The following is a 17,644-nucleotide window of genomic DNA, read 5'->3' as shown; positions in this document are numbered from 1 at the left end:
CGGACGCCGCCTAGGAGATCCGGTCGATGACCAGCGGCGCCGGCTCGAACGGCCCGTCACCGATGTCGTACCCGCCCTCCAGCGAGGCGAGGGCCCGCTCGAAGCGCTCGGGCTCGTCGGTGAGCAGGGTGAAGAGGGGCTCGCCCTCGGTGACCTCCTCGCCCGGACGCGCGTGCCAGACGACGCCGGCCCCGGCCTGCACCGGGTCCTCCTTGCGCGCGCGCCCCGCGCCGAGGCGCCAGGCGGCCATGCCGACCGCCATCGCGTCGAGGCGCGTCAGGGTGCCGCTCGCGGGGGCGGTCACGACGTGCGACTCCTTCGCCTGCGGCAGCGACGCGTCGGGGTCGCCGCCCTGGGCGCGGATCATCGCCTTCCAGACGTCCATCGCCGAGCCGTCGGCGAGCTTGTCGGCGGGGTCGACGTCGTCGCGGCCCGCCCCGGCGAGCATCTCGCGCGCCAGCGCCAGGGTCAGCTCGACGACGTCGGCCGGTCCACCGCCGGCCAGCACGTCGACCGACTCCTGCACCTCGACGGCGTTGCCCGCGGTCAGGCCCAGCGGGGTGGCCATGTCGGTGAGGAGGGCGACGGTGTGCACCCCGGCGTCCGTGCCGAGGGCGACCATCGTCTCGGCCAGCTCGCGCGCACTGTCGACGTCCTTCATGAAGGCGCCGCTGCCGACCTTGACGTCGAGCACCAGCGCGCCGGTGCCCTCGGCGATCTTCTTGCTCATGATCGAGCTGGCGATCAGCGGGATCGCCTCGACCGTGCCCGTCACGTCGCGCAGGGCGTACAGCTTCTTGTCCGCGGGCGCGAGCCCGTCACCGGCCGCGCAGATGACGGCGCCGACGTCCTCGAGGATCGCGAACATCTCCTCGTTGCTCAGCGCCGCCCGCCAGCCGGGGACCGACTCGAGCTTGTCCAGCGTGCCGCCGGTGTGGCCGAGGCCGCGGCCGGACAGCTGGGGCACCGCCACACCGCACGCGGCGACCAGCGGCGCCAGCGGCAGGGTGATCTTGTCGCCGACACCGCCGGTGCTGTGCTTGTCGGCGGTGGGGCGCGAGAGCGCGGCGAAGTCCATGCGCTCGCCCGAGGCGATCATCGCCGCCGTCCAGCGGGCGATCTCCCGGCGGTCCATGCCGTTGAGCAGGATGGCCATGGCGAGGGCCGACATCTGCTCGTCGGCGACCTCCCCGCGGGTGTAGGCGTCGATCACCCAGTCGATCTGGCTGTCGGTGAGCTCGTGCTGGTCGCGCTTGGCGAGGATCACCTCGACGGCGTCGTGTGCGGCCACTACGGGGTTCCTTCCGGGTCACGGGGGGCCGCGTCTCCGGCCGGGTCCAGGGTCTCGAGGGCGGCAGGGGCGACGGCGGCCAGATCCTCGGGCCCGAAGGCGTCGGGGAGCACCTCGGACATCGGCTTGACGCCCGAGACCGTCCACAGCAGCAGGTCGCGCCCGCCGTGCTCGTGGAGGAGCTGGCGGCACCGCCCGCACGGCATGATGACCTCGCCCGCGCCGTTGACGCACACGAAGTGGGTCAGCCGGCCGCCGCCACTGGCGTGCAGCTGCGAGACCAGGCCGCACTCCGCGCAGAGCGCCACCCCGTACGCCGCGTTCTCGACGTTGCAGCCGACGACGACGCGGCCGTCGTCGACCAGCGCCGCCGCGCCCACGGGGTAGCCCGAGTAGGGCGCGTAGGCCCGCCCCATCGCCTCGACGGCGGCCGCCCGCAGCTCGTCCCAGTCACCCTGCTCCAGCCTGTCGCTCACGCGGCAACTATGGCGCATGGAACGAACCGGCGGTCATCGGCAGGATCGGCCGAAAGTCGTCCGGCGGGTTTTTGGTCTCAAACGCATTTCAAAGGTCGCGAACCCCGTGACGGGGTGCGAAGCGGCAGGCATCATGCTCCCCGGAAGAGACCCCATCCCAGGGGCACGAACTTGGAGGCATTTGTGGTGAAGACGAGGAAGGTCGTCTCGAGCGGCCTCGTGGCCATGCTCGCGGCCGCGACCCTGGCTGCGTGTGGTGACGCGCCCGAGGAGGAGACCAACACCGGGAGCGGGAGCGAGGGCAGCTCGGCCACCAGCGACTTCCAGCCGTGCATCGTCTCCGACGCCGGCGGTTTCGACGACAAGTCGTTCAACCAGCTCGGCTTCGAGGGGGCCGAGCAGGCCGCCGAGGAGCTCGGCACCGAGCTCATCTCCGTCGAGTCCAACAGCGAGAACGACTACGGCCCCAACCTGGAGAGCCTGGTCGGACAGGGCTGCGACGTCATCGTGACCGTCGGCTTCGCGCTCGCCTCGGCCACCAAGGAGTCGGCCGCCGCCAACCCGGACATCGAGTACGTCCTCATCGACGACGCCGCCGACGGCGGCGACGACGGTGCCACGTTCGACGGCGAGGCCGACGAGCCCAACATCAAGCCGCTGCTCTACGACACCGCCCAGGCTGCGTTCCTGGCCGGCTACGCCGCTGCCGACTACACCAAGACCGGCAAGGTCGGCACCTTCGGCGGCATGCCCTTCCCCACCGTCACGATCTTCATGGACGGCTTCAAGCAGGGCGCCGAGTACTACGCCGAGGAGAAGGGCAAGGACGTCGAGGTCGTCGGCTGGGACGGCGAGAACGGCTCCTTCACCGGTGGCTTCGAGGCCAACGAGGCCGCGACCAGCACCGCCAAGCAGATCCTCGACCAGGACGTCGACGTCATCCTGCCCGTCGGTGGCCCGATCTACCAGGGCGCGATCACCGCGATCGAGGACTCCGGCAAGGACATCGCCATGATCGGCGTGGACGCCGACCTCTACGAGACCGACCCGTCCACCCAGGACTACGTCCTGACGTCGATCCTCAAGGGCATGAAGGTCTCCACCTACGAGGCCGTCAAGGCCGCGGGCGAGGACAACTTCGACTTCGAGCCCTACGTCGGGACCCTGGAGAACGAGGGCGTCGGCATCGCGCCGTTCCACAACTTCGAGGACAAGGTGAACCCCGAGCTCGCCGCTGAGCTCGACGAGGTCAAGGCCGGCATCATCGACGGCTCCATCGAGGTGAAGTCCTACCTGGGCTGACCACCCGCACGCTCCACCACGGAGGGAGGCCGACGGAACCGTCGGCCTCCCTCTTCCGTGCCGGACCGCGCCGCCGTACCAGACCCCGGGACCGACCTCCCGACCATTCCGACCCCTAGGATGCGATGCCATGAGACTCGTCCTGCGAGGCATCACCAAGCGCTTCGGCAGCGTGGTGGCCAACGACTCGATCTCCCTCACGGTCGAGCCCGGCGAGATCCACTGCCTCCTCGGCGAGAACGGTGCGGGCAAGTCGACCCTGATGAACGTCCTCTACGGGCTCTACAAGGCCGACGAGGGCGAGATCGAGCTCGACGGCGAGGTCCAGCACTTCACCGGACCGGGTGACGCGATGGCCGCCGGCATCGGCATGGTCCACCAGCACTTCATGCTCATCCCGGTTTTCACCGTCGCCGAGAACGTCATGCTCGGCAACGAGACGACCGGCTTCGCGGGCACGCTCGACCTCGAGGCCGCCAGCGCACGGGTCACCGAGATCTCGGAGCGCTTCGGCTTCCACGTCCGGCCCGACGCGGTCGTCGAGGATCTGCCCGTCGGCGTCCAGCAGCGCGTGGAGATCATCAAGGCCCTCTCCCGCGACGCCGAGCTGCTCGTCTTCGACGAGCCCACCGCGGTCCTCACCCCGCAGGAGACCGACGAGCTGATGGACATCATGCGCCAGCTCCGCGAGGCCGGGAAGGCCATCGTGTTCATCACCCACAAGCTGCGCGAGGTCCGCGAGGTCGCCGACCGGATCACCGTGATCCGCCACGGCAAGGTCGTCGGCGAGGCGGACCCCAAGGCCAGCAACGCCGAGCTCGCCTCGATGATGGTCGGCCGCCCGGTCGAGCTGGTGGTGCACAAGGACGCGCCGACGCTGGGCGAGGACGCTCTCGTGGTCCGCGACCTCCGCGTCGTCGACGTCGCCGGGCACACCCAGGTCGACGGCATCAGCTTCACGATCCGGGCCGGCGAGGTGCTCGCCGTCGCCGGTGTGCAGGGCAACGGCCAGACCGAGCTCACCGAGGCCCTGCTCGGCCTGCAGGACGACGTCAGCGGCTCCATCACCCTCGACGGCGTCGAGCTGGTCGGCCGGACCACCCGCAAGATCCTCGACGCGGGCGTCGGGTTCATCCCCGAGGACCGCCAGGTCGACGGGCTGGTCCCCGGCTTCACCATCGCCGAGAACCTCATGCTGAACCGCAGCTTCCGGTCCCCGTTCGTCAAGAACGGCTCCCTGCGGCTCGGCGCCCTGCGCGCCTTCGCGGAGAAGAAGCTCAAGGAGTACGACGTCCGCGCCCGCGACATCGACTCGCTCGCCGCGAACCTCTCCGGCGGCAACCAGCAGAAGGTCGTCGTGGCCCGCGAGCTCTCCCGCGACCTGCGCCTGCTCGTCGCGGCCCAGCCGACCCGCGGCGTCGACGTCGGCTCGATCGAGTTCATCCACAAGCAGATCGTCGCGACCCGCGACAGCCGGATCCCGGTCCTCGTGGTCTCCACCGAGCTCGACGAGGTGGTCGCGCTCGCCGACCGGATCATGGTGCTCTACCGCGGCCGGGTCGTCGGCATCGTGCCGGCCGACACCCCCCGCGAGACCCTCGGACTCATGATGACCGGCGAACGCCCGAAGGACCTGAAGGACGTGGTCGCGTGAAGACCCCACCCGCCACCCCCGAGGTGGACCGGGCCGAGGATTCCGGGGTGCCGCCGGAGCGGTCGCGGTCGGTGCTGCGCGAGATCGTCTCGGGCGATGCGCTGGCCGGCGTGCTCGCGGTGCTCCTCGCCGTCTTCGTCGGCTCGGTGATGATCGCGGCGACCGACGAGACCGTCCGCGAGACCGCGGGGTACCTCACCGCTCGCCCCTCCGACTTCCTCACCGCCCTGTGGGACGCCGTGTCGGGTGCGTACAGCGCGATGTTCCGCGGCGCGATCTTCAACTACAACCTCGCCGACCCCGCCCAGCAGTGGCGCCCGCTGACCGAGACCCTGAAGTTCGCCGGACCGCTGATCCTCGGTGGGCTCGGCGTGGGCCTGGCGTTCCGCGCGGCGCTGTTCAACATCGGCGGTCGCGGCCAGATGCTCATCGCCGGTGGCGCGGCCGGCTACGTCGGCTTCCAGCTCGACCTGCCGACGATCGTCCACCTGCCGCTCGCGATCGTGGTCGGCATGGTGGCCGGCGCCCTGTGGGGCGGCATCGCCGGCCTCCTCAAGGCGCGCACCGGCGCCCACGAGGTGATCGTCACGATCATGCTCAACTACGTCGCCTACTACCTGCTGTTCTGGGCGCTCACCAAGGACTGGCTGCTCAAGACGCCGGGTTCGGTGAACCCCAAGTCGCCGCCCATGAAGGAGACGGCGACCCTCCCCCGGGTGCTCGGCGAGCAGTTCAACCTCCACCTGGGGTTCGTCCTCGCCCTCGTCGCCGTGGGCGTGGTGTGGTGGCTGCTCAACCGGTCCACCCTCGGCTACCGCATCCGCGCGGTCGGCGAGAACCCCCACGCGGCCCGCGCCTCCGGCATCAACGTCGGGCGCACGTACACCGTGGTCATGATGGTGGCGGGGTCCCTGCTCGGGCTCGCGGGCGTCAACCAGGTGCTCGGCACCGTCTCCAGCGGCGTCTCGCTCGACCTCGACGCCTCGATCGGGTTCGACGCCATCACCGTGGCCCTCCTCGGCCGGTCCCGCCCGCTCGGGATCCTGGCCGCGGGACTGCTGTTCGGCGCGTTCAAGGCCGGCGGCTTCACCATGCAGGCCTCGGAGAACATCTCGGTCGACCTGGTGCTCGTGGTCCAGTCGCTGATCGTCCTCTTCCTCGCCGCGCCTCCGCTGGTGCGTGCGATCTTCCGGCTCCCCGCCCAGGAGGCCAAGTGAGCACCGTGACCGACCAGCCGGCCCCCGACAGCGGCGGTCTCGCGCCCGACACCGTCGTCGCGCCCACGCGCGGCGGGTCGCGCAAGCTCCCCGTGGTCCTCGGGGTGCTGACCGCGCTGCTCGCGGTCGTCCTGCTCCGCTCGTCGCACGCGGGCAGCACCACCTTCCAGCTCGCGGCGGAGAGCGACTTCTTCGCCCTGCCCGACATCGTCGTCCCCTCGGGGCCGACCGCCTGGCTGATGGTCGTGGCCTGCCTGGCGCTCACCGCCGAGGCCGTACGCCGCATGCTCGCGCACCTGCGCCAGCCGGCCTGGATCCCGATCGCCTTCGCCCTCGCCTGGATGGTCGGCTTCCTCAGCTGGGCGGCCGCCGACAGCTCCATCCGGATGGTCAGCCTGCTCGGCGGCGCGGTCGCGCTCGCGGTGCCGCTCGTCTTCGGCGCCCTCGGCGGCGTGCTCGGTGAGCGCGCGGGCGTGGTCAACATCGCCATCGAGGGTCAGCTGCTCCTCGGCGCGTTCGCCGCGGCGATCACCGCCTCGCTGACCGGCTCGCCGTGGGCGGGTCTGCTCGCGGCGATGGCGGCCGGTGCCCTCGTGGCGCTGATCCTCGGCCTCTTCGCGATCACCTACTTCGTCGACCAGGTCATCGTCGGCGTGGTGCTCAACGTGCTGGTCGTCGGGCTGACGAACTTCCTCTTCCGCCAGGTCCTCACGCCCAACGCGGAGGGCCTCAACGCCCCTGACGGGTTCGACCGCCTGCCCATCCCGGTCCTCGGCGACATCCCCCTGATCGGGCCGATCCTGTTCCGCCAGACCCCCCTCGTCTACGTGCTCTACGCCGTTGTCGCGCTCGTGGCCTACGCCCTCTACCGCACCCGCTGGGGCCTGCGGGTCCGCGCGGTCGGCGAGCACCCGAAGGCCGCCGACACGGTCGGCATCAAGGTCAACCGCACCCGCTACCGCACCCTCCTGCTCGCCGGCGCCATCGCCGGCGCGGGCGGCGCGTACTACACGCTCGTGTCCGTGGGCCAGTTCAACCGGGAGATGACGGGCGGTGCGGGCTACATCGCGCTGGCCGCGGTCATCGCCGGCAAGTGGGACCCCATCCGCGCCACCCTGGCCGCGCTGCTGTTCGGCTTCGCGACCAACCTGCAGGGCGTGCTCTCCGTCATCGGCTCCCCGGTGCCGAGCCAGTTCATGCTGATGCTGCCCTACCTCGTCGGCATCCTGGCCGTGGCCGGCCTGGTCGGCCGCTCGCGACCGCCCGCGGCGGACGGCGTCCCGTACCGGCAGCAGTAGCCCGCCACCCCGGCCCGAGCCTCACCCCGGGCCCACCCGGGCCCCGCCCGGGGAAGGGGCACCGTGTTGTACTGGAGGCCGCCGGCCGGCGACGGGAGCCCGGGCCGGACGGTGCGGCGCCGACACTCGGAGGGTTCAGATGCACGATGACCGGCCCGGCCCTGCGGACCGGGCGAAGGCGTCGCTCGGCGAGAACGCCCTGTCACAGGGCGTCGAGCGCTACGCCTCGATGTTCTCCCACCACCCCCACGCCGCCTACTCGGTGGACCGCCGCGGCTACTACACCGACGCCAACCCCCGCGCGCTCGCGATGACCGGCCTCACCCTCGAGCAGATGAGGCAGACGCACTTCTCGGAGGTCATCCACCCCGACGACGTGCACATCATCCAGGCCGGCTTCGACCGGGCCCTCGCCGGCGAGCCCCAGGTCGAGGAGGCCCGGGTCCTGCGCGCCGACGGGGAGGTCGTCCACATCCGGTGCACCGCGATACCGGTCGTGGTCTGCGGCGAGGTCGTCGGCCTGCACGGCATCACCGAGGACATCACCGAGTCGAAGCGGGTGCTGCGCGAGCTCGAGGAGGCCAACGCCGCCAAGAGCCTGTTCCTGGCGACGGTCAGCCACGAGATCCGCACTCCCCTGGCCGTGCTGGTGGGAGCCACGGACCTGCTGCTGGACGCCGAGCTGGAGCCCGAGCCCGACCACTACGCGCAGATGGTGCGCCGCTCCAGCCAGCGGCTGCTGCACCTGGTCAACGACATCCTGGAGTTCTCGGGCCTGGAGGCCCACCGCACGGTGCTGACGCATGCTCCGTTCGACGTGCGCGCCCTGGTCGCCGACGTGGCCGAGTGGGCCGTCCCCTCGGCCGAGGACCGCGGCCTCGTCGCGTCCTTCGAGGTGGACGGGTCCGTGCCGGCGACGGCGGTGGGCGACGCCCTGCGCATCACCCAGGTCGTGACCAACCTCGTCCAGAACGCCATCAAGTTCACCGAGCAGGGCACCGTCGACGTCCGGGTCACGTCGCAGCCCGAGCCGGCACCCGGCGCCGGCACCTGGCTGGACTTCACCGTGACCGACTCCGGCATCGGCATCGCGCCGGACCGCCTGCACGCCCTGTTCGAGCCGTTCACGCAGGCCGATCCGCAGTACGCCGGCCAGGACCAGGGCATCGGGCTCGGCCTGGCCATCTGCCGCCAGCTCGCCGACCTCATGGACGCGCGCCTCGAGGTGTCCTCCGTCCTCGGGGAGGGCAGCACCTTCACGTTCAGGCTGCCGCTCGTGCAGCCCGGCGACGAGCCGCCGTCGCCGACCGACTGACCGGGCCCTCAGACGCTGAGGGCCGTCACCGCCGCCTCGGCGAGCACCCGCGCCGCGATCCCGGTGGCCGCCTCGTCGACGCGCAGGTTGCCCTGGTGCAGGTCGTACGTCGGGCCGCCGGGCGTGCGCGTGCCGAGGCGGGCCATCGCGCCGGGGACCGAGTCGAGGTACCAGCCGAAGTCCTCGCCGCCGAGGCTCTGGAGCGTCGAGACGTGGCCGTGCGGCCCGAGGACGTTCTCCACCCCGATGCCGAGCAGCGACGTCGAGACCGGGTGGTTGACCACCGGCGGCACGCCCCGCTGGTAGGTCACCTCGGCGGTCACGCTGTAGGGCGCGACGATCGAGGTGATCAGCTGGCGGATGAGGTGCTCAGCGTCGGCCCACGCGACAGCGTCGAGCATCCGGACGGTGCCCGCGACGACACCGCCGTGCGGGATGACGTTGTGGGCCGAGCCCGCCCGGACCATGCCCCACACCACGCTGACGCCGGCGCGGGGGTCCAGGCGGCGGCTGAGGATCGCGGGGAGCTCGGTGATCACCTTGCCGAGCGCGAAGGTGAGGTCCTCGGTGAGGTGCGGGCGCGAGGTGTGCCCGCCCTTGCCGATGAGCCGCACGGTGAGCGCGTCGGCGGCACCGGTGAGGGGGCCCTCGCGGAGGCCGACCCGGCCGACGTCCAGGCTCGGGTCGCAGTGCAGGCCGAAGACGTGCGACACGCCCTCCAGCGCGCCGGAGGAGATCAGGTGCAGCGCGCCGCCGGGCATGACCTCCTCGGCCGGCTGGAACAGCAGCCGGACGCGGCCCGTCAGCAGCCCGCGGGTCGCCACCTCCGCCAGCGCGAGCCCCGCGCCGACGAGGCCGGCGGTGTGGACGTCGTGCCCGCAGGCGTGGGCCACTCCGGGGTTGGTGCTCCGCCACGGGTCGGAGATCAGGTCGTCGACCGGCAGCGCGTCGAGGTCGGCGCGCAGCGCCACGAGCGGGCCGTCGTGGCCGATCTCGGCGAGCACGCCGCCGCCCTCGGGCCGGGTGATCGCCCAGCCGGCGCCCTCCAGCGCGGACACCACCACGTCGGAGGTGCGCTCCTCGGCCCAGCTCAGCTCCGGGTGGGCGTGGAGGTCGCGGCGGAGCGCGACGAGCTCGTCGGCGTACTTGTCGACGGTCTCGGCGATGACGGACGTGGCGGGGAGCTGATTCGGCATGACCGACCCAGTCTAGGTGCCGGCCCCGTCGAAGGCGGCCAGGATCCGGTCCGCGGCCAGCGGCGCCGGGAGCTCGCCGGACAGCACCGCCTGCCGTACGTCGTCGCGCACGGCCGCGACGCCGGGCGAGGACCGCAGCCGCTGGTCGAGCTCGTCGCGCACCAGCGCCCACGTGAAGTCGAGCTGCTGCCCCGCCCGCTTGCGGGCCAGGCCGTCGGCCCCGAGGTGGTCGCGGTGGGCTCCGACGCGCTGCCACACGTCGTCGATGCCGGCCCCCGTGAGGCCGGAGCAGGTGACGACCGAAGGCGCCCACTCGGCATGGCCGCGCACCAGTCGCAGGGCCCCGGCGAGCTCGCGCGCGGCGACCCGGGCGTCCGCCTCGTGGTCGCCGTCGGCCTTGTTGACCGCGACTACGTCGGCGATCTCGAGGATGCCCTTCTTGATGCCCTGGAGCTGGTCACCGGTGCGCGCGATCGTGAGGAGCAGGAAGGTGTCGACCATGCCGGCGACGGTGACCTCCGACTGGCCGACGCCGACCGTCTCGACCAGCACCACGTCGTAGCCGGCGGCCTCGAGCACCAGCATCGCCTGGGCCGTCGCGCGCGCGACGCCGCCGAGCGTGCCGGCCGAGGGCGAGGGCCGGATGAACGCCGACGGGTCGACCGACAGCGCGGCCATCCGGGTCTTGTCACCGAGCACGGAGCCGCCGGTGCGCACCGACGACGGGTCCACGGCGAGGACGCCGACGCGGTGCCCCGCCGCCGTCAGCCGGGTGCCGAGGCCCTCGATGAAGGTCGACTTGCCCACTCCGGGGACCCCGGAGACGCCCACCCGGGTCGCCGGCGGGAGTCCGGTCGCGGCGAGCTCGGTGAGCAGCTCGCGCGCGGCGGCGCGGTGCTCGACGCGCGAGGACTCGACCAGGGTGATGGCGCGCGAGACGTCCGCCCGCCGGCCGAGGCGGACACCCTCGACCAGCGCCGCCACGTCCACGGGCCGGGCCATCAGGCGGAGTGCTCGTCCCGCAGCCGCGTCAGCAGGTCGAGCGCGGACTCCGCGATGACGGTGCCCGGCAGGAACACCGCCGCCGCGCCCATCTCCTTCAGCACCGGCACGTCGTCGGGCGGGATGACGCCGCCGATGACGACCATGATGTCGGGCCGGCCCTGGTCGGCCAGCGCCTGCTTGAGCGCAGGCAGGAGGGTGAGGTGGCCGGCGGCCAGCGACGAGACGCCGACGATGTGCACGTCGGCGTCGATCGCCTGCTGGGCGACCTCCTCGGGCGTGGAGAACAACGGCCCCACGTCGACGTCGAAACCCAGGTCGGCGAAGGCGGTGACCACGACCTTCTGGCCGCGGTCGTGGCCGTCCTGGCCCATCTTCGCGACGAGGATGCGCGGGCGGCGACCCTCCTCGGCCTCGAACTCCTCCGTCGCGGCCAGCACGGCGGCGACGGCGGAGCCCTCCGGGGCCCCTGCCTCCTCGCGGTACACGCCGCTGATCGTACGGATCACCGCCTGGTGGCGGCCGTAGACCTTCTCCAGCGCGTCGGAGATCTCACCGACCGTGGCCTTGGCGCGAGCGGCGTCGACGGCGAGCGCGAGGAGGTTGCCCTCGAGGGAGCCGCCGCCGACCGGACCGCGCTCGGCGCTGGCGGTCAGCGCCTCGAGCGAGCGGCGTACGGCGTCGTCGTCGCGCTCGGCACGCAGCCGCTCCAGCTTGGCGACCTGCTGCCGGTAGACGTCGTCGTTGTCCACGCGCAGCACGTCGAGCCGGTCCTCGGCGGCGAGGCGATAGGTGTTGACGCCGATGACCTTCTGCACGCCTGCGTCGATGCGCGCCTGGGTGCGGGCGGCGGCCTCCTCGATGCGCATCTTCGGGATGCCCTGCTCGATGGCGGCGGCCATGCCGCCGGCGCGCTCGGCCTCCTGGATGTGCGCCCAGGCGCGCTCCGCGAGGTCGTGGGTGAGCTTCTCGACGTAGTAGGAGCCGGCCCACGGGTCGATCACCTGCGTGGTGCCGCTCTCCTGCTGCAGCAGCAGCTGGGTGTTGCGGGCGATGCGCGCGGAGAAGTCCGTCGGCAGGGCGATGGCCTCGTCGAGCGCGTTGGTGTGCAGCGACTGCGTGTGGCCCTGGGTCGAGGCCATCGCCTCGATGCAGGTGCGGCCGACGTTGTTGAAGACGTCCTGCGCGGTCAGCGACCAGCCGGAGGTCTGGCTGTGCGTGCGGAGCGAGCGCGACCTGGGGTTCTGCGGCTCGAAGTCGTCGACCAGGCGGGCCCACAGCGCGCGGGCGGCGCGCAGCTTCGCGACCTCCATGAAGAAGTTCATCCCGATGGCCCAGAAGAACGACAGCCGCGGCGCGAACTGGTCGATCGTCATCCCCGTCCCGAGCCCGGCGCGGATGTACTCCACGCCGTCGGCGAGGGTGTAGGCGAGCTCGAGGTCGGCGGTCGCCCCTGCTTCCTGGATGTGGTAGCCGGAAATCGAGATCGAGTTGAAGCGCGGCATCCGCTGCGAGGTGTAGGCGAAGATGTCGCTGATGATCCGCATGCTCGGCGCCGGCGGGTAGATGTAGGTGTTGCGGACCATGAACTCCTTGAGGATGTCGTTCTGGATGGTCCCCGCGAGCTGTTCGGGCCTGACTCCCTGCTCCTCGGCCGCCGCGATGTAGAGCGCGAGCACCGGCAGCACCGCGCCGTTCATCGTCATCGACACCGACATCTCGTCGAGCGGGATGCCGTCGAAGAGGGTGCGGGTGTCGTAGATCGAGTCGATGGCCACGCCCGCCATGCCGACGTCGCCGCGCACCCGCGGGTGGTCGGAGTCGTAGCCGCGGTGGGTGGCGAGGTCGAAGGCGACGCTCAGGCCCTTCTGGCCGGCCGCGAGGTTGCGGCGGTAGAACGCGTTGGACTCCTCGGCGGTCGAGAACCCGGCGTACTGCCGGATCGTCCACGGCTGGGTGGTGTACATGGTCGGGTAGGGCCCGCGCAGGAACGGCGCCAGGCCGGGCCAGGTGTCCAACGCGTCGAGGCCCTCGAGGTGCTCGGGCCCGTAGACCGGCAGCACGTCGATGCCCTCCGGGCTGCTCCACGGCTCCGCGTCGACGGCGCCGGCCGCCGGCGGGGCGTCGGACCGGAGGTCCACCTCGGCGAAGTTCTCCGGGATGCTCACGACAGCTCCTTCCGGACCCGGCCGAGGAAGGCGAGCGCGTCGACCCCCATGGCGCACGAGTCGTCGACGTCGGTCACGGTCCGCTCCCCCGGCCTACCGGCCAGCACGACGTACGACGCCCCTGCCGCCCGCAGCGCGGCGACGAGGTCGGCGCCCCACTCCGCGTAGGCCGCGTCGGTGCCGGCGAGGCAGACGACGCTCTGGCCCGCGTAGGCCGCGACCACGGAGGCGGTGTCGGTGGTGGCACCGGCCGCCTCGACGGCGACCCCCCCTGCGGCGAACAGGTTCGTCGCGAAGGTGGCGCGAGCGGTGTGCGCCGCGACGGGACCCATGGTCGCGAGGAAGACCGGGCGGGCGGCCGGAGCGGCGCGCATCTCCTCGTAGGGCGCCGCGTAGTGCTCCACCGGGCGCACGCGCCGCGGCGGGCGCTCGGGCAGCACCTCGGCGAGGTTCGGGAACTCCGAGATGCCGGTCAGGGGGCGCGAGCGGTCCGCGATGCCGCGGGCCCGCTCGGCGCTGACGGCACGGACCCGCTCCCGCACGCCGGCCGCGGCCTGCTCGCCGTACCCGCCGTCGGCCTCGATCCGGCCGAGCTCGGCCCACCCGGCGACGGCGAGGTCGTCGGTGAGCCGCTCGACGGCGTAGGAGCCGCCGGCGGGGTCGGCCACGGCGGCCACGTGGGACTCCTCGATGAGGAGGGCGGAGGTGTTGCGGGCGATCCGGCGGCCGAAGGCGTCGGGCCGGCCGAGGCGCTCGTCGAAGGGGACGACGGTGATCGCGTCGGCCCCGCCGACGCCGGCGGCGAAGGCGGCGACGGTGGTGCGCAGCATGTTCACCCAGGGGTCGTACCTGCCCATCATCGGGCGGCTCGTGACCACGTGCTGCCGCTGCGGCACGTGGTCGGCGCCACTCGCCTCGAGCACGCGCGCCCACAGCCGGCGGGCCGCGCGAAGCTTGGCGATCGTCGGGAGCTGCTCGTCGGTGGCGGCGTAGCGGAACTCCAGCAGGGAGGCCGCCTCGTCGACGGGGAACCCGGCCCGGGTCAGCACCCGCAGGTAGTGCACGCCGACGGCCATCGTCCAGCCCAGCTCCTGCCCGTCGCTGGCGCCCCGGTCGTGCAGGGCGGTGCCGTCGACGACCGCCCCGAGCACGCCCAGCCGCTGTGCGCGGCGCACGGTCTCGACGAAGGACTCGAAGGGGCCCCGGCCGTCGTCGGCGACCCGGTGGCCGAACACCTCGGCGGTGGCGGGGTCCGCGGAGAGGTTCGTGCCCGGGTGGGGGTCGCCGGGAACGGCGTCCAGCAGTCGCGCGAGCGCCTCGGACTGCTCGGCGTCGGGCCGCTCCAGGCTCACCGCGGCGAGGTCGAGCAGCACGCCGTCGAGCGCGGCGGACAGGTCGACGGTCCGGGCGAGGTCGAGGTGGAGCGAGGTGGCGCCGTTGTCCAGGTCGACCAGGGCCGCCTCGTTGACCGCGGCCGCGTCGTCCCCGACGAGCGGCGTGCGCACGTCCCACGCGCCCACGCGCTGCGGGCGCCCGGCGGTGGTGAGGCGGTCGAGGTCGGCCGGCTGGCCGATCGGCGGGACCGCGATGCCGTCGAGCGTCGTCCGGGTGAGCGCCGCCCAGACCTCGGAGTCGGGGGCGTCGTCGCCGAGCCGCCGCGCCTTGCGCAGGACCGCGGCGGCGGCCGCCTCCCACGCCGAGACGTCGTAGGCGTCGCCGTCGCCGACGAGCCGCAACGTGCCCGCGGCGGGCTGCAGCTCCGCGGGCTCGTCGAGGCCGCCCTCGAGCCTGCCGTCGAGGTCGGCGTCGGGGCCGCCGTCCGGGTCCGTCATGTAGCGCAGGATAGGCCCGCGGCGTGGCGAGGGTCACTGCCGCCGGCTATGGGATAGGTCACCGTCCCGGCCCGGTTGCCCGACGTTCCCGGAGGGCCGGGACACCGGGCCCATGTGCGGGCCGGCTCGCGTTCCTAGCGTCGTCGCCATGGCAGACGTCTTCCTCCACGTCGGTCTCTACAAGACGGGGACGACCACGATCCAGGGGGCCCTCGCGGCCACGGCCGACCAGCTCGCGGCCGCGGGGGTGCTCTTCCCGGGGGGCCACCGTGCCCAGCGCCTCGCGGCCTACGACCTGCTCGGCCAGCGGGTGGGCGGCGAGCTGCGCGGCGAGTCCGCAGGGGCGCTGGGCCGGCTGGTTGACCTGGTGTCGGCCCACGACGGTCCGACCGTGGTGGTCTCCGAGGAAGAGCTGTCGCTGGCGCGGCCACGGCAGGCGCGTCGGCTGGTGCGCGCGCTCGCCGGAGACGAGGTGCACGTCGTGGTCGGCGCCCGCGACATGGCGCGGACCCTGGTCTCGGCCTGGCAGCAGACGATCGTCAACGGCGGCACCACGAGCTGGGCGGAGTTCGTGGCCTCGGTGCGGGGGCAGGAGGGTGCGCCGCCGGGCGATGGCGTGTCGTTCCACTGGCGCCACGACCTGCTCCGCGTCCTCGACACGTGGGGGTCGGTCGTGCCCGCCGAGCGGGTCCGGCTGGTCACCGTGCCGCCGCGCGGCACGCCGGGTGCCGTCCTGCTGGCGCGCTTCGCCGACGCGGTGCACCTGCCCGCCGGTTGGCCCGGCGAGCAGCAGGACCTCCGCAACGTGTCGCTGGGAGCGGCCGAGCTCGAGGTGGTGCGCCGCCTCAACGAGGCGGTGGGCGAGCGCTTCAACGCCGCGCAGCACCGGTTCGTGATCGAGGCCGGCATCCGCTCCCGCCTCGCCGGCAGCACGGCACGCCCACTCGAGCTGCCGCCGGAGCACCTGCCGTGGGCGAGGTCGTACGGCCAGCGGCTGGTGGAGGAGCTCGAACTCCGCGAGGTCCCGGTGCACGGCGACCTGGCCGACCTCGTGCCGCCCGAGGTCGTCGCCCCCGGCCGCGCCCTCGACGACGTGACCGACGCCGAGCTGCTCGCCGCGTCCGAGGCCGCGCTGGTGTCGCTGGCCCTGGACCACGGGCGGTTGTTCCGCCGCTACCGGCGCGCGTTCGTCGATCGCGAGGGCCGGTTGCCGACACCCGCCGAGGTGCTCAGCAGCCAGGTCCGGGCCGGCGGCTTCTGGCTGCGCAAGCAGGCCGTCCACCACGCCGACCGGCACCCGCTCGTGGCACGCGCCTCGGACGTCTACCTGCGGCGCACGGCCCCGTCGTCGCGGTGGCGAGCTACCACCCGGCGACGTGGTCGACGACCAGTCGCGGCACCAGGTGGGCGTCGTCGCCGGACGACCACTCCGGGAAGTCGAAGACCGCGACCATCAGCTGGAGCGGGTACGTCGGCGGGCGCGGGCAGCGTCGTACCTCCACCCCGTCGACGGTGAAGACGGCGAGCTCCGCGTCCCAGTCGACGGCGTAGGTGTGGGGCTCGGAGACGTCGAGGGGGAGCCGAGGGGCCGCGAAGTCCTCGGTGAGCGCCGGGTCGCGGAACGCCTTGATGCCGACGCCGACCTCGGCCGACCCGTCGGCGACCGCGTTGCCGAACACCTCGACGACGCAGAGCTCGCCGCAGCGCTGCTGCTCCTCGTCGTCCTCGAAGCCCGACATCCACATGGCGGCCATCGAGCGCGGCGAGAGGTCCATCGCGCAGCGGATCTCGACGTGTCCCGAGGACGGCAGCCAGCCCTCGAAGCGCTCCTGCTCCTCCTTGACCCTCAGCCCCTCGGCGAAGCGCTGCTGGCCGCGCGTGCTCCCGACCGGTCCCGACCAGCTGCCCGACTGGATGCCCGAGACGCGCAGCGGCGGCGTGTGGTCGTCGGGGCACCAGAGCGGGTGGTCCACCGGGACGTCGAGGACCAGCCGGCCGCCGTCGAGCCGGTGGCTGGCGCGGGTGGCGGCGCGGGAGCTCCAGGCGGGCAGGTAGTGCGGCAGCCACACCGAGCGGTCGAGCTCCGCGCCGTCGAAGTCGTCGCGGAGCACCTCACACCTCGGTGCGGCCGTCGTTGTCCTTGTTGCGCAGGCCGATCTTGTTGCCCAGCCAGACCAACGGGTCGTACCTGCGGTCCACGACGCGCTCCTTCATCGGGATGATCCCGTTGTCGGTGATGTGGATGCCCTCGGGGCAGACCTCGGTGCAGCACTTGGTGATGTTGCACATCCCGAGGCCGGCTGCCTCCTGCGCCAGCCTGCGCCGATCATGGGTGTCGAGCGGGTGCATGTCGAGCTCGGCGTAGCGGATGAAGAACCGCGGCCCGGCGAAGTGCTGCTTGTTGTCCTCGTGGTCGCGCACGACGTGGCACACGTCCTGGCAGAGGTAGCACTCGATGCACTTGCGGAACTCCTGGCCCCGCTCGACGTCGACCTGCATCATCCGGCGCTTGCCGTCGGCGTCGCGCGGGCCGAGCTCGGCGTACGGCAGCTCGCGGGCCTTCTCGTAGTTGAACGACACGTCGGTGACGAGGTCGCGGATGACGGGGAAGGTCCGCAGGGGCGTGACCGTGATCGTCTCGGACTCCTCGAAGTCCGACAGCCGGGTCATGCACATCAGCCGCGGCCTGCCGTTGACCTCCGCGCTGCACGACCCGCACTTGCCGGCCTTGCAGTTCCAGCGGATCGCCAGGTCGCCGGTCTGCGTGGCCTGCAAGCGGTGCAGGGCGTCGAGCACGACCTCGCCCTCGGAGACCTCGACGGTGTAGTCGGTGAGCCCACCGCCCTCGGCGTCGCCGCGCCAGACGCGCATCTTCAGGTCGTAGCCCATGGCC

General features: G+C 72.7%; 13 protein-coding genes. 5 read left to right on the top strand and 8 right to left on the bottom strand.

Annotated features, from left to right (window positions below; genetic code table 11):
* Positions 1-10 precede the first annotated feature (10 nt).
* On the bottom strand, positions 11-1,291 hold the full coding sequence (locus J3P38_RS16795; protein WP_210440140.1) for a thymidine phosphorylase: 1,281 nt from the start codon (positions 1,289-1,291) through the stop codon (positions 11-13).
* Positions 1,291-1,785, bottom strand: coding sequence for a cytidine deaminase (locus J3P38_RS16790; RefSeq protein WP_210440138.1), 495 nt, complete (start codon positions 1,783-1,785; stop codon positions 1,291-1,293). The genes J3P38_RS16795 and J3P38_RS16790 overlap by 1 nt, the downstream gene beginning before the upstream one ends.
* Positions 1,786-1,950: 165 nt before the next feature.
* Between J3P38_RS16790 and J3P38_RS16785 the strand changes: the two genes are divergently transcribed.
* The 5 genes from J3P38_RS16785 (at position 1,951) to J3P38_RS16765 (ending at position 8,553) form a co-directional block, all read left to right on the top strand.
* Positions 1,951-3,069: a BMP family lipoprotein gene (locus tag J3P38_RS16785; protein WP_307807973.1), complete on the top strand. Its 1,119-nt coding sequence runs from the start codon at positions 1,951-1,953 to the stop codon at positions 3,067-3,069.
* Positions 3,070-3,199: 130 nt separating this feature from the next.
* The gene (locus tag J3P38_RS16780) at positions 3,200-4,723 is read left to right on the top strand and encodes an ABC transporter ATP-binding protein (protein ID WP_210440136.1); all 1,524 of its coding nucleotides are present in this window, start codon (positions 3,200-3,202) and stop codon (positions 4,721-4,723) included.
* On the top strand, positions 4,720-5,940 hold the full coding sequence (locus tag J3P38_RS16775) for an ABC transporter permease (RefSeq protein ID WP_307807972.1): 1,221 nt from the start codon (positions 4,720-4,722) through the stop codon (positions 5,938-5,940). Before J3P38_RS16780 ends, J3P38_RS16775 begins: the two co-directional genes overlap by 4 nt.
* Complete coding sequence (locus tag J3P38_RS16770) at positions 5,937-7,238, top strand: ABC transporter permease (RefSeq protein WP_307807971.1); 1,302 nt, start codon at positions 5,937-5,939, stop codon at positions 7,236-7,238. The genes J3P38_RS16775 and J3P38_RS16770 overlap by 4 nt, the downstream gene beginning before the upstream one ends.
* Before the next feature lie 139 nt (positions 7,239-7,377).
* A complete protein-coding gene (locus J3P38_RS16765) occupies positions 7,378-8,553 on the top strand; it encodes a sensor histidine kinase (RefSeq protein ID WP_210440135.1) in 1,176 nt (391 codons plus the stop codon).
* Positions 8,554-8,561: 8 nt separating this feature from the next.
* Here J3P38_RS16765 and J3P38_RS16760 read toward each other — a convergent pair whose 3' ends face one another.
* The 6 genes from J3P38_RS16760 to J3P38_RS16735 all read right to left on the bottom strand — a co-directional run bounded on the left by J3P38_RS16760 (position 8,562) and on the right by J3P38_RS16735 (position 17,640).
* Positions 8,562-9,749: an amidohydrolase gene (locus J3P38_RS16760; RefSeq protein ID WP_210440133.1), complete on the bottom strand. Its 1,188-nt coding sequence runs from the start codon at positions 9,747-9,749 to the stop codon at positions 8,562-8,564.
* A 12-nt stretch (positions 9,750-9,761) separates the two neighbouring features.
* Positions 9,762-10,751: a methylmalonyl Co-A mutase-associated GTPase MeaB gene (meaB, locus tag J3P38_RS16755; RefSeq protein ID WP_210440131.1), complete on the bottom strand. Its 990-nt coding sequence runs from the start codon at positions 10,749-10,751 to the stop codon at positions 9,762-9,764.
* Entirely contained in the window at positions 10,751-12,919 is a 2,169-nt protein-coding gene (gene scpA / locus J3P38_RS16750) for a methylmalonyl-CoA mutase (RefSeq protein WP_210440129.1), read from the bottom strand. The genes meaB and scpA overlap by 1 nt, the downstream gene beginning before the upstream one ends.
* Positions 12,916-14,751, bottom strand: a complete 1,836-nt coding sequence (locus tag J3P38_RS16745) for a methylmalonyl-CoA mutase family protein (protein ID WP_210504438.1) — start codon at positions 14,749-14,751, stop codon at positions 12,916-12,918. The genes scpA and J3P38_RS16745 overlap by 4 nt, the downstream gene beginning before the upstream one ends.
* A 1,361-nt stretch (positions 14,752-16,112) precedes the next feature.
* The gene (locus J3P38_RS16740) at positions 16,113-16,862 is read right to left on the bottom strand and encodes a glycoside hydrolase family 16 protein (protein ID WP_210440123.1); all 750 of its coding nucleotides are present in this window, start codon (positions 16,860-16,862) and stop codon (positions 16,113-16,115) included.
* A gap of 1 nt (position 16,863) precedes the next feature.
* A complete protein-coding gene (locus J3P38_RS16735; protein WP_210504437.1) occupies positions 16,864-17,640 on the bottom strand; it encodes a succinate dehydrogenase/fumarate reductase iron-sulfur subunit in 777 nt (258 codons plus the stop codon).
* Positions 17,641-17,644: the final 4 nt, after the last annotated feature.

The sequence above is a fragment of the Nocardioides xinjiangensis genome (assembly GCF_017916455.1).
GTDB lineage: Bacteria > Actinomycetota > Actinomycetes > Propionibacteriales > Nocardioidaceae > Nocardioides > Nocardioides xinjiangensis.
This window is presented reverse-complemented; position numbering and strand designations above follow the sequence as displayed.